Source organism: Hymenobacter segetis, from assembly GCF_054776495.1.
The window spans coordinates 347,408-359,972 of sequence record NZ_BAAHBV010000003.1 but is presented as its reverse complement, the minus strand read 5'-3'; the positions used below and the strand labels follow the sequence as shown (position 1 = coordinate 359,972).

Below are 12,565 nucleotides of genomic sequence, written 5' to 3'. Positions count from 1 at the left end.
TGAGGTTTGGGGTAAATGTGTTGATTCGATGGATGGGGTTGGGGTGTGCCCACTGGCACGGAGTTAAGCCGCATTTGATAGAAGCGTTGCTTGGCTAGGCTCAGCGGGGCGCGGGGGCAAATCGTCCCAGTTTGGCGGGTAGCCCTGCCATTCCCTCAGTAGCACATCGGCCACGTCCAGCCCAGCCGCTCTTTCTGCTTCGGTGGCGGTAGTTTCCAGTTCGGCTGACACACTGATGTTGAAACCTGCCGCTTGCAGCGAGATGGCTTTGGTCTGCCATTTCTCGTAGGCCCCGGCATCGGGGAAAAGCACAATGCGGCGACCCCGCAAAGGCTCCAGCCGTTCGGCCGTGAGGTAGCTCAGCCCCATCGTAGCCAGCCAAATAAAGCGTGGTGCGTAGGGCGTGGCGAGAATGGCAGTTTTAGCGGATTCCACCAGAGCCACCGGCATGTGCAGCGGGGCTGTGGTCAGTTGCGGCAAGCCAAACAGGCACGGGCTCTTTTGGGCGTGGGCAGCGTAATCGCTTAGCCAGGACGGGGCGGCCTCTCCGCGTTTGGTGTAGGCGGTGCTCAGGGCTGTGTGCGCCCAAGTGGTGTGCCGGTGCGGGGTCTTTACGGTGTGGCCTGTAGCATCATAGAGCACTACTTGCCCACCCCGCGCCCGGCCTTGTTCATCGAGCAGCCAGAATACACAAGCTCCCGGCCAGTGGGCAGAGGTGCCCAAGTGAAAGCGTTGAAGCAATTCGGCGGCTATGCCCCAACCAAAGTGCTCGCGCAATAGCACGGCCAAGGTATTGGCCTCGTAGTGTCCCAGTGAAGCGGCATATACATCGGCCGGGATGGTCAGCGCATCAACCGGGCAGGCAGCGAGCACGGCACGGCGCGGCGTTGGCAGTAGGGGTGACCATTGGGGCTCGTCGTTGCGTTCCGTGGCTGTGGCGTAGCTCAGTCCACCACCAGCCGGGCGGGAGTACGGGCTGAGCTTGTAGTTGCAGCTCACCTCGTGGTCGCACATGCCGTATATGTCGGGCAGTAGCTGACCCGTTTCGGTATCAACATAGGGCCGGAAGCAGTGCGGGCGGTCACAATTGGGGCAGGTAAGGCGGGACTTTTTTCCAGCCCAAGGCAAAGGAGTAAAACGTTCGTATGGCATTAATTGAAAGGGGAGGGTAGTAGGGTGAAAAGACGTTGGCACGTTGGCAAAGTCTTATATGGGGTCTGCCAATGTGCCAACGTTCCGGTAGTAGCAGCGTGGCAGTAAAGACGTTGGCAGACTGGAAAAGCGCCTATATGCTTTTGCCAACGTGCCAACGTCTTTGGGCATCAGTCGGCCCCGACGGGTGTCAGCGAATAGCGAGTTTCTTTCCCGTCTTTGGCTTTAGTCAACACACACTCGCAGCCAGCCATATTGGGCAGCTTTTCGGCAGTAGCGGCTAGCTCGGCTATCCTTTCACGAATGGTTCGGGCACTAGCTCCCAAGCGAGCCGCCAGGCGCTTTTCTAATTCACCAGAAGCCAACGGTCCAAACGCCAGCTCGGTGGCTAAGGCGGGTGCTAATTCGTTGGGTGTGGCCTTGGCGCGGCGGCTCGCGGTGGCTTGTGCCACAGCAGTTGCATCGGCCCGAATCAGTCCCTTCGTGGCCTCGTCATAGGCAACGTGAAAGGAGAGGCCAGGGCTACCATTGCGGCGCTTCAGATAGCGCATCTCTATCACGTCGGTGGCCTCGCCGTTGGCTTGCTTCATGTACGCCACCTGCAAGACGGTGCTGGCCTTGTTCTGAGCTTCGGTACCCAAATGGCCCCGTGCTTTCACCCCGCCAGGGTTCTCGTGAATGACGCAGAGAAACGTAACGTCCCGGCTATTGATAAACCGGTTGAGCATATCCACTAGCAGCAGGCTTTCCTTCTCATCGTTGAAGCTGGAAATGCAGTCGGTTAGAACGTCCAACACAATGACCAAATGGTTCTGATACTTGCCCCGGACGTATTCGAGGTACTGCCCCAGTGCCTTTAAGCGCTCAGCCCGGGGGATAGGCTCTAGGGTAATGAAGTCGAAGCAGGCCGGGTGCTCGTTGCGGGCGTACCCGGCGCGTTCCCGCATCTGCTGGATGGCGAAGGGGAAATCATCGCTCGCGTTCCGTTCCGTATCAACGTAGCAGAGCGTGTAAGATTGACCTTCCTCGCCGTGGCGGGCTAAGCCCACTGCATCGCATGCAGGAATCCCGGCTGCTATCATGACCGTGGCGAACAAAGCTGCTACACGGCTTTTATGGGAGCCGGTCTGGCCCTGAATCAAGTTGAGGGTGCGCGGCCAAATAACCGGTTCGTCATCTTGAAAAACCAAAGGCACGGCAAAGCGCACGGCCTCAGTGCTACGGTGCCGTAGCTTCTCGCGGTTTTCGAGTAGTTGCGGCACCCAATTGAACGGTGGGGGACTTGGCTTTGCCGTAGGGGGCTGCCAATTGTTTGCCGTTTGTGGCTGGTCGGCAAGTTGATTGAAATGAGCAAGCAGAGCAGGCTTATAGGTAGGGGCGGTGGTGCCTAGCATGTAGCGCCTCCTTTCTGCTTGCCCTTCATGGCAGCTTTGTGTTTCGGCGCGGACTTTACCACGGCCTCAATGGCTCCGAGCACACGGGCTATATCAGCGGCGCGGCGTTCGGCTTCGATAGCGTATTCGCCGGGCCGCACATAGTCTAACAGTGTTGCCTCAAGCTTCTCGTCAGTGATACCAAAGCGGCGGCAAACATTACGGAGGCCCTCGGGGCTAAACGCGAATAATTTCGCGTTTTCTTCTCGATTTATCGGTTCGATTGTGGTAACTTTGTCTTGCTGTCCAGGCAAAGAAAAAGCATTGTAAGGGTCAGAGCCACTCATGGTTACTGGCCCTTTTTGTTAGTGCCTCGCCCAGTTTTTTCGCTGCGTTGGTAGCCTTGCAGGGCGGCCAATACATCTGCCCGCTTTAAATAGGAACGGCTGCCCAGTTTGTGATACTTCAGTAGCCCGCGCCGCTTCCATTCGTGTACGGTTTGCACCGTTACGCCTAGCATTCCGGCCGCCTCTTGGATGCTTAGTAGCTCGTCGGCGGGCGGGGTGCCAGCAACGGGAGCAGCCGGGGCGGCGTTGTTGAATTCGTGGCGAAACATGGCCCGCACGTCTTCGAGTAGTTGGGCGTAATCAACGCCCACAGGGATAATTGCCTGCATTTGTATGTGTTCGCCGGGGAGTGCGCCGGTCGAGTTTTACAAAGCAAAAGCCCCTATTGCCTGCTAATGAAAAAGCCTTGTATTAGCAGGCAATAGGGGGCAATAGATGGTGCCGCAAGCCTTTTTAGGATTGATTTTCGCGCCAATTACTCACCCAGGTAGTAACCTCGGCCACTCCTTTTTTGAAAGGCTGCGAAGACGTTGAGGCAGCGTGGCCGTGGGCGGTCAGTTCGTGTTTCTGGGCCGCTTCACCAATTTCTGCATGATATGCGCTCCGAAAAGCATTAGCCCATTCTGCATCGTTGGCCGTGGAATCCATTAGACGTGCCCGCTGTAGAACCCTGTAGACAGCCGTGAACTTGCTTCGCAATCCTGCTGCTTTGCCTTCAAGATTGTTTGTTAAGCAGTTGTTTTGCGAGTCAATAAGCCGAAGCTGCTGCAATAATTGGTCTAGGTCTGATTTTGTAAAAGGAGCTATGCAAAGTTCTTCTATTGTAGTTCGGGCTGGGTTGGAAGCAGGCGCGGGGCTTTTTCCAGGGGAGGCCGAAGCCAATTCTGGTACAAACAATTCCTTTTCTAATTCTTCAAGTTGCTTGTGGGTTTTAAGCGCATTATCCAGCCTATCCCTTGTTTGCTTCAAGCCTTCTAGGCGATTTGCGAGCCTGCTGGCGTTGGCTGGAGTCACCGGGATAGTGAGCGCCCGCGCTATCTCGGTGTAATTTTCACTCTTAAGCTTTACCAACTCTCTTAGGCGTTCTAAAGCAAGGCTTTTAAAGTGTTCGGGTAGGTTAGAAAGCCTTTGCCGTAGTAGTAAACTGTCGTGCCTTTCCCACGGGAAGTTCTCATCATCCGTTCCATCTTCTAACTGTTGCCGCAACAGTGACAGTTCTTCGCGCATCGCGTCCGTAAAGAAGCTGGGATGCCGGGCCATTTCCCTTAAACCTTCATAATATCCGTACATATCTGTCAGTTATACAGTGATTTGTATGACAATTATTGAGCCTGTTCGGGCATTTCATGGAAACGGGCAAATTCTTCGGCTACTCGCTGGGGCGTGAGGTTCACGTAACGCTGAAAGGATTTGTAAGAGGTGTGGCCGGTCAGCTTCATTACAAACTCGGCGCTCATACCCTTGCCTAGATTCAGGGTTACGAAGGTTCGGCGGGCGGTGTGTACGGTCAGGCGCTCGTACTTCGGGGCCGTGGTTACATCGGCAATACCGCCCCGGTACCGGATTACCTCAATGGGCGAATCAATGCCGGCCAGCTTGCCCAATTCTTTCAGGAAGCGGTTTAGGACAGGGTTGGTAATCGGCCCATTCTTCACTGTGGCAAGTTCACCGGCCAGCAGGCGGGTTACGATTTCGAGGGCGCGGGCGCTCAGCGGCACGTTCACCACGGCGCGGGTTTTCTTTGCGGTCAGGCGCAAGTGAGCCGGAAGCGTGGCCGTGGCGGGCCGTAGGTGTTGAGGCTTAATGCTCACGAGGTCGGAGTATCGCAAGCCGCTGTAACAAGCCAACAGAAACCAGGCGCGGGCCTTTTCGAGGCGGGAGCCCACGGCAAGCGGCAAGGATTCGAGGGCCGTCAACTCGGCCGCGCTCAGGGCCATTACATCGGGCTCACGCCGCGCCCAGGTCACTTGTGTTAGCGCGGCGTTGTCAGTGTAGCCCCGTCTGGCTGCCCACTTCATAAACGATTTGAGGCGGCCCAAATGCTTGTTGATGGTGTTGTCGGTAAGCCCGGCCACGTTCAGCAAATAGGCGGCCCATCTATCGCCCACGGTAGGGGTAAGGGTTTCAAAGTCGATTGCATACCCTTGCGCCTCGCTGAATTCCCGAAGGTGCCGCCCGGCGGTGGCGTGGGCTTGTGCGGTGCGAACAGTGCCGGCGGCGCGGGTGTAGGCTACCCATTCTTCGTACCGTTGCCAGAACAACCCGCCAACCGGAACGGGTGCGGGCTCGTCGGGGCGTTCGGGGGCGGCGGCTTCGCGTAGGGCAGCGGCCGTGGGCAAGGTGCCGGTGGCTAGGCTTTCGGCATGGGTTAAAAGCAACTGCTTTTCCATATCGTTCAGCGCATCGTTCAGCAGCCCGTTTAGCTCGTTGCCCTTGCCGCGCACTTGTGCCCGCTGTTCGGCCTTTACCCACTTGTCGGGGTGGATGCTGCGGCCGGTGTAGACCTTGATGCGGTGCCGTCGGTCAATGGTCAGCAGGGCATAAATGGCCGTGGGGCGGTCTACCCCGGGCTCTTTCAGGTGAAACGATACGGTTGCCATTGCGAGTGTCTGTGGTTGCCGCTATAAATATAGGGCGTGTACCCTTATCGGGGTACACGCAAGGGTACACACTAGGAGATCTTAACCGTGTTTAGATTGATTCAGCCCGACAAGTGGAATTGTAGAAAGCCGTTTAAAGCGTGTTTGAGCTGCTTTTCCACTCGCTTGCAGTCGGGGTGGAAATGCAGGTTGCATTCCAGTCCCCGCTACATAAAAGGCCGTTTCCAATGTGGAAACGGCCTTTTTCTTTGCCCGCTGTTCAGAGAGCTTCTGCCAGAAAGCGCCTCAGATATGGCGCAGTTCGGCTGGCTTTCACCAGCGCCACCTCGGCCGGCGGGCCAGCTGCCACCACGCGCCCACCGTCCTCGCCCGCGCCGGGGCCGATATCAATTACCCAATCGGAGCCGGCCACCACGCGCATGTCGTGCTCCACCACGATGACGGTATTGCCGGCAGCTACCAGGCCTTCCAGTTGCAGCATCAGCTTTTCGATGTCGGAAGGGTGCAGGCCTGTGGTGGGCTCATCCAATACATAGAGCGTGTTGCCGCGGCCAATGTGTTGGAGCTCGGTGGCAAGCTTGATGCGCTGGGCCTCGCCGCCGCTTAGCTCAGTGGCGGGCTGGCCGAGGCGCAGGTAGCCCAGGCCCACCTCGCGCAGCACCGTGAGGGCGCGGTGGATGGCGGGCTCGTTGGCGAAGAATTCCCAAGCGTCGTCCACGGTCAGGCCCAGCACTTCGGCGATGTTGCGGTTGTGGTACTGCACTTCGAGGGTTTTGGCGTTGTAGCGCGCGCCGTGGCAGACCGGGCAAGGTGCGTACACGCTGGGTAGGAAGAGCAGCTCGACCATCACGAAGCCTTCGCCGGAGCAGTTTTCGCAGCGCCCTTTGGCTACGTTGAAGGAGAAGCGGCCGGCATCGTAGCGGCGCTTTTTGGCCTCGGGCGTGGCGGCGAACAGCTTGCGCACGTGGTCGAACAGGCCGGTGTAGGTGGCCATGTTGGAGCGCGGCGTACGGCCGATGGGCTTCTGGTCGACGCGTACCAGCCGCTTGATTTTGTCCAGACCGGCGGTGATGTGGCCGCCGAGTGTGGCTGGCGCGGGCGCGGCCAGCGGGTCGGTTTCCTCTTCTTCGGCTTCGATATTCTGGCCCAGGCTTTCGGCCACCAACTCCACCAAAACCTGGCTCACGAGGCTGGATTTGCCCGAGCCCGACACGCCCGTGACGGTGGTGAACACGCCCAGCGGAAATTCCACAGCGAGGTTTTCGAGGTTGTTGCGGGTCACGCCGGCCAGTTTCAGCCAGCCGGTGGGGGTGCGGGGGGGCGTTTCGGGCAGGGCGGGAGCATCGAAGAGGAACTGCCGCGTCTGCGATTCGAGAACGAGCCGTAGGCCTTCGGGCGGGCCGCTGTAGAGGATTTCACCGCCCTTCTCGCCGGCGGCCGGGCCCACGTCCACCAGCCAATCAGCCTGGCGGATTACGTCCAAATCGTGTTCCACCACAAACAGCGAGTTGCCCGCGCTTTTCAGGCCGTCCAGCGCCGTGAGCAACGCCTCGGTATCGGCCGGGTGCAGGCCGGCGCTGGGCTCATCGAGCACGTACACCACGCCGAATAAGTTGGAATACAGCTGCGTGGCCAGCCGCAGGCGCTGCAACTCCCCGGGCGAAAGCGTGGGCGTACCGCGCTCCAGCGACAAATAGCCCAGCCCCAAATCGAGCAGCACGGTGAGGCGCGCCGCCAAATCCTCGGCAATGCGCCGGGCCACGATGGCCTGCTCCGGGTGCTCCACATCGTGCTTCTGCTTCCCGGCTTTGCCTTCGGCGAAGGGTTGCAGCAGCGTCGCCAGCCGCTTAAGGGGCAGGCGCGACATCTGGGCAATATCCAGCCCGGCAAACTTCACCGACAGCGACTCCCGGCGCAGGCGCTTGCCGTGGCAGGTGGGGCAGTCGGAGCCCAGCATGTGCTGGGCCACGCGCTTCTTCATCAGGGCGCTTTGGGTGGTGGCGAAGGTGTGCAGCACGTACTTTTTCACGCCCGTGAAGGTGCCCATGTAGTTCGGCGGCTCGCGGCGCTTGATGGCGCGCTGGGTTTGTTCGGGCGAGTAGCCGGGGTACACCGGCAGCACGGGCTGCTCCTCGGTGAAGAGTATCCAGTCGCGGTCCTTCTGGGGCAAATCCTGCCAGGGCGTGTCCACATCAAAGCCCATGCTCACGAGGATGTCGCGCTGGTTCTGGCCGCCCCAGGCCTGGGGCCAGGCCGCAATGGCCCGCTCCCGAATGGTGAGTGTGGGGTCGGGTACCATGCTTTGCTCCGTCACTTCGTACACGCGGCCCAGGCCGTGGCAGGTGGGGCAGGCCCCCTCGGCGGTGTTGGGCGAAAAGGCTTCGGCGTAGATAATGCCCTGGCCGGCCGGGTAGTCGCCGGCCCGCGAGTACAGCATCCGCAGCAGGTTGGAGAGCGTGGTGACCGAGCCCACCGACGAGCGAGTGCTGGGCGCGCCGCGCTGCTGCTGCAGGGCCACGGCCGGCGGCAGCCCGTCAATGGCCGTCACCTCGGGCACGGCCATCTGGTGAAACAGCCGCCGCGCATACGGCGACACCGATTCAAGATAGCGCCGCTGGGCCTCGGCGTAGAGCGTGCCAAACGCCAGGCTCGACTTGCCCGAGCCCGACACGCCGGTGAACACCACCAGCGCATCGCGCGGAATGTCGACATCGATATTTTTGAGGTTGTGCTCGCGGGCACCGCGCACGCGCACGAAGCCGGAATGGGAGGTAGCAGTAGCAGGCTTGTTCATTTTCAGAATCGGGTTGTACCAGCCGTCATACGGGAATTCCGGGGGCGGCAGTACAATAACCGTTCATCGATGCCAGCCCGTGCTGAACCGTACCCCAGCTACTGATTTGGAAAAGAGCGGTTTGCAACGTGCCGATGGAGTAGCGCTAAGGCAATGGCCGCCGGGAAACGTACACAACAGCCGATTTTTCTGACTTTGCCGGGTCGTACACAGTGCCCGTGCGGTCATCGAAGCGCAGGCCGGAGGCGGTTACGTACAGGCGGTGCTGCGCATCGAGGGCGAGGTTTTTGAGGTAGTGCCGGGCGGGCAGGCGCAGGGTTTGCACCTGGCCAGCCGCATCGGTACGCAGCAAATCGGTAGCCAGCAGCGCCGTGGAATTAGCTTGGCCGGATATTGGCACCGCATTTTCTCGGATTTCGTAGCTGATGCCCACCGCGCCCACCTGCCCAAACGGCTGGGAAATGGCCCGGAGCCGGTAGTAGTTGGCATCGACGGGGTAGGCCCAAGTCTGTCCAAAGTCCGTGCTGAACTGGTCGGCTACCGTGGCCACGGACTGGCCCTGCGGGGTAGTAGCGCGGGCACTAAGCGCAAACAGGGTGTCGTTGCGCAGCAGCAAGCCATAAGTAGGCCGGCTGAATACTTTCAATGTCCGCCAGGTTTTGCCCTGGTCGGAAGTGGCGCTCAGCCGCTCGGTAGTGGCTACCAGCAGGGTTTTGTCGAGGTCGCCGATAACCGAGTAGGCCTCGTCGCCGTCCCAAGGCGTTGGAATTCGCAGCTTCACCCAATCAGGGTCTTCAGCTCCGGGAGTAGGGGTGGGGTGTTCGTTTTTCTGACAGGAAGATGCCAGCAACGCCGCGCACAGCAGTAGAAAGTTTGCTTTCATGAATGGAAGGAAGCGGAGGGAAGGGGGCGCAAGATAGTAGCGCCCGGCATTCCGCCTCTACCATCGGCAAGCCGGTATTAAGGCCATCTCAACCGCTATACCGCAGTGGAGGAAGCGTATGGAACGGCATCTACTGCTCGACTTGCAGGCTAGGCTGCCGTTTGCCCGCGCATCAGCAGCAAATAAACCAGCCCCGACACCGCGAAACCCACGAACCAAGCGTAGTTATACACCGCCACCAGCGCCGGCCACACCGTCCCCTTGTCCAGCACGCCGATGGCCGTGAGGAAGCCCGGCACGTTGGGCAGCACCCCGATGATGAGGGCGATAATCGCAGCCGGATTGAAGCCGCCGCGGTAGGCGTAACGGCCGTGGTACTGGTACAAATCGGGCACGTCGAGCTGCTGGCGGCGGATGAGGTAATAATCAACAATCATGATGCCGCCGATGGGCCCCAGCAGTCCCGAGTAGCCCACCAACCAGGTGAAAATGTAGCCCGACGGGTCGGCAATCAGCTTCCAGGGAAATATCAGTACGCCCAGCACACCGGTGATGTAGCCACCGGCCTTGAAGCTGATGCGCTCGGGCGAGAAGTTGGCGAAGTCGTTGGCCGGGCTCACGATATTGGCCGCGATGTTGGTGGCCAGCGTGCTCAGGGCCACGGCAATCATGGCGAAGCTCACCAGCAGCTTGCTGTCGAAGCGCCCGGCCAGCACCACCGGGTCCCAGATGGTTTTGCCGTAGATGATGAACGTGGCCGAAGTCACGACCACGCCCACGAACGAGAACAAGGTCATGGACGCGGGCAGCGCCAGCGCCTGCCCCAGCTGCTGCGCCCGCTGGCTCACGGCGTAGCGCGTGAAATCGGGAATATTCAGCGACAGCGTGGCCCAGAACCCAACCATGCCCGTGAGCGAGGGAAAGAAAAACGCCCAGAACGCCGCGCTGGACGTGAATTTGCTCGGCTGCGCCAAAATCGGTCCCAGCCCATGCCCGGCTGATATGGCCCACCACAGCAGCGCCAGCGCCGCCAGTGGCAGGAAAAATGCTTTAAAAACCAACAGCTTGCGAATGCTTTCGACCCCGAGGTACACCACGTACATATTCAAGGCCCAAAACAGCAGAAATACCAGCGCCGGCCCTGTGGCCAGCGCCCAGCTGGCCGGGAAAATGGCCGGCAGCGTGCCCAGTGAAGGAATCCACAGCACGGCCATCTGATACAGCGCGTAGCCCCCAATCCAGGTCTGAATCCCGAACCAGCCGCAGGCGATGATGGCCCGGAGCAGGGCCGGTACATTGGCCCCGCGCACCCCGAAACTGGCGCGGGCCAGCACCGGGAACGGGATGCCGTAGCGCGCCCCGGCCCGGCCATTGAGTAGCATGGGGGCCAGCACAATGGTATTGCCGAGGAAGATGGTGAGCAGCGCCTGCCACCAGTTCATACCGCCCTCGATGAGCGAGCTGGCCAGCATATAGGTCGGAATACACAGGCTCATGCTAATCCAGAGCGCGGCGTAGTGCCCCGTGCCCCAAGTGCGCTCGGCAAAAGGCACCGGGGCCAGGTCAAGACTAGTGAGGCCGGGGGCGGGCGTAGTGGAAGTTTCCGTAGAGGTGCTCATGCGATTATCCGTAAAAAGGCCGGGCTAATGTAGGGAAAACGCGCTGGTTTAACTCGCTGAGCCCGTTTTGATTCCTAAAATAATCGTGTTGCCTGGGCCACTGCCTACTGCCCCAGGCTAGCTGGCCAACTGGTAGCCCCGCGCCAACTCTGCAAACGCTGTCACCTGCCGGGCCTGCCAGGCGGTATCATGGCCCAATTCCCCGGCTAGCAGAGCGGCCACGGTGGGGGCCGCGCGCCGGGCGGCCGCCGCGTCCAGAAACAGCAGGCGCACGCGCCGGGCCAGCACGTCCTCCACGGTGCGGGCCAGCTCGTGGCGGGCGGCCCACACCACTTCGGCTTGCAGAAATTCAAACTGCGCATCCAGCTTTGCGCCCAGTGCGGGCACGTCTGCAATGAGTTGGCGCAGGGCCGGCTGGTCGCTGCCGTAGGCGGCCAAATGAGCCGGTGAGGGCGCTTTTTCAGCCAGTGCGCCGGCCCCGTGGATGGCCAGATGTTCCGTCTGACTGGCGGCAGGCGGCAGCCGGCCCAGGGCAATGGCCTGGTCAATAGTATCCTGGCCCATGCGGCGGTAGGTGGTCCACTTGCCGCCGGTGATGGTGATGAGGCCGCTGGCTGAAGCCACGATTTTGTGGCGGCGCGAAATCTCCTTTGTTTTACGCGAAATCTCCTTTGTTTTATTCGAGCCCGCCGTGGCTGCCGCCAGCGGGCGCAGTCCTACGAAGATGCTGAGCACGTCGGCGCGGGTGGGGGCACGGGTGAGATACTGTGCGGCGGTGCGCAGCAGGAAGTCAATTTCGGCCTCTTGGGCGCGGGGCTCCAGGCTGGCGGTGGGCACGGGCGTATCGGTGGTACCCAGTACGATGCGGCCCAGCCACGGCACGGCGAATAATACCCGGCCGTCGTCGGTGTGCGGAATCATCAGGGCCGCCGCGCCGGGCAGAAACGACTGGTCCAGCACCAGGTGTACGCCCTGGCTGGGCTGTAACAGCGGCGCGGCTTGCGGCTCGTCAAGCAGCCGGATTTCATCCACGAAAATGCCGGTGGCATTCACTACGGTTTTCGCCTTTATCTCATATTCCTGCCCGGTTTCCTGGTCGGTGGCGCGCACGCCGGCCACGTGGCCCTGGGCATCTTTCAGCAAGCCGCGCACCGGAAAGTAGTTGAGCGCCGTGCCTCCGCCTTCTATGCAGGTCTGGGCCAGGTTCACGGCCAGGCGGGCATCGTCGAACTGGCCGTCGTGGTAGAGTACGCCGCCGCGCAGGTTGGCCGGGCGTAGGCCGGGCAGCTGGCGCAGCGTTTCGGTCCGGCTGAGGTGGGTGGATGCGCCCAGGCTCAGGTGGCCCGCCAGCAGGTCGTACAGCTTCAGGCCGATGGTGTAGAACGGGCCGCCCCACCAGGTGTAATTCGGAATAATAAAAGCCTGATTATGGCACAGGTGCGGAGCGTTTTGCAGCAGCAGGCCCCGCTCGTGCAGGGCCTCGCGCACCAGTCCGATATCGCCCTGCGCGAGGTAGCGCACGCCGCCGTGCACCAGCTTGGTGCTGCGGCTGCTGGTGCCCTTGGCAAAATCGGCCTGCTCCAGCAGCAGCGTTTGGTAGCCCCGGCTGAGGCCATCCAGCGCCACGCCCAGCCCCGTAGCGCCCCCACCGATGACGATGAGGTCCCAGGTTGGAGTGGCGGTGAGTTGCTGGAGCAGGGTTTCGCGGTGGAAGGGGTTGGGGGTGGGCATGGGTGAAAATTTAAACGAAATAAGGCCGTCATGCCGAGCGGAGCCGAGGCATCTCGCGTGCCGAAG

Annotated in this window: 9 protein-coding genes; all 9 read right to left on the bottom strand. The window is 60.8% G+C overall.

All coding sequences use genetic code 11. The features are described from left to right. Nucleotides 1–63: 63 nt before the first annotated feature. Nucleotides 64–1,152 (bottom strand): DUF6371 domain-containing protein, encoded by a 1,089-nt coding sequence (locus ACYU70_RS18450; RefSeq protein ID WP_342297910.1) that lies wholly within the window; start codon nt 1,150–1,152, stop codon nt 64–66. A 170-nt stretch (nt 1,153–1,322) separates the two neighbouring features. Continuing rightward, nucleotides 1,323–2,414, bottom strand: a complete 1,092-nt coding sequence (locus ACYU70_RS18445; RefSeq protein WP_460616068.1) for a hypothetical protein — start codon at nt 2,412–2,414, stop codon at nt 1,323–1,325. Between the two features lie 460 nt (nt 2,415–2,874). After that, nucleotides 2,875–3,201, bottom strand: a complete 327-nt coding sequence (locus tag ACYU70_RS18440; protein ID WP_342297906.1) for a helix-turn-helix domain-containing protein — start codon at nt 3,199–3,201, stop codon at nt 2,875–2,877. 124 nt (nt 3,202–3,325) lie between these two features. After that, entirely contained in the window at nt 3,326–4,162 is an 837-nt protein-coding gene (locus ACYU70_RS18435; protein ID WP_342300498.1) for a hypothetical protein, read from the bottom strand. A gap of 32 nt (nt 4,163–4,194) precedes the next feature. Beyond that, nucleotides 4,195–5,472, bottom strand: coding sequence for a tyrosine-type recombinase/integrase (locus ACYU70_RS18430; protein WP_342300497.1), 1,278 nt, complete (start codon nt 5,470–5,472; stop codon nt 4,195–4,197). A gap of 259 nt (nt 5,473–5,731) precedes the next feature. After that, nucleotides 5,732–8,266, bottom strand: coding sequence for an excinuclease ABC subunit UvrA (uvrA, locus tag ACYU70_RS18425; protein WP_342300496.1), 2,535 nt, complete (start codon nt 8,264–8,266; stop codon nt 5,732–5,734). Between the two features lie 145 nt (nt 8,267–8,411). Beyond that, nucleotides 8,412–9,149, bottom strand: coding sequence for a hypothetical protein (locus ACYU70_RS18420; RefSeq protein ID WP_342300495.1), 738 nt, complete (start codon nt 9,147–9,149; stop codon nt 8,412–8,414). A 149-nt stretch (nt 9,150–9,298) separates the two neighbouring features. After that, the gene (locus tag ACYU70_RS18415) at nt 9,299–10,768 is read right to left on the bottom strand and encodes an NCS1 family nucleobase:cation symporter-1 (protein WP_342300494.1); all 1,470 of its coding nucleotides are present in this window, start codon (nt 10,766–10,768) and stop codon (nt 9,299–9,301) included. 117 nt (nt 10,769–10,885) lie between these two features. Further along, nucleotides 10,886–12,499: a glycerol-3-phosphate dehydrogenase/oxidase gene (locus ACYU70_RS18410; protein ID WP_342300492.1), complete on the bottom strand. Its 1,614-nt coding sequence runs from the start codon at nt 12,497–12,499 to the stop codon at nt 10,886–10,888. Between the last annotated feature and the right edge of the window lie 66 nt (nt 12,500–12,565).

Excerpts from the sequence above, each read along its gene's own strand:
- ACYU70_RS18450 (WP_342297910.1), bottom strand. The coding sequence starts at position 1,152 with ATGCCATACGAACGTTTTACTCCTTTGCCTTGGGCTGGAAAAAAGTCC.
- ACYU70_RS18440 (WP_342297906.1), bottom strand. The coding sequence starts at position 3,201 with ATGCAGGCAATTATCCCTGTGGGCGTTGATTACGCCCAACTACTCGAA.
- ACYU70_RS18435 (WP_342300498.1), bottom strand. The coding sequence starts at position 4,162 with ATGTACGGATATTATGAAGGTTTAAGGGAAATGGCCCGGCATCCCAGC.
- ACYU70_RS18430 (WP_342300497.1), bottom strand. The coding sequence starts at position 5,472 with ATGGCAACCGTATCGTTTCACCTGAAAGAGCCCGGGGTAGACCGCCCC.
- uvrA (WP_342300496.1), bottom strand. The coding sequence starts at position 8,266 with ATGAACAAGCCTGCTACTGCTACCTCCCATTCCGGCTTCGTGCGCGTG.
- ACYU70_RS18420 (WP_342300495.1), bottom strand. The coding sequence starts at position 9,149 with ATGAAAGCAAACTTTCTACTGCTGTGCGCGGCGTTGCTGGCATCTTCC.
- ACYU70_RS18415 (WP_342300494.1), bottom strand. The coding sequence starts at position 10,768 with ATGAGCACCTCTACGGAAACTTCCACTACGCCCGCCCCCGGCCTCACT.
- ACYU70_RS18410 (WP_342300492.1), bottom strand. The coding sequence starts at position 12,499 with ATGCCCACCCCCAACCCCTTCCACCGCGAAACCCTGCTCCAGCAACTC.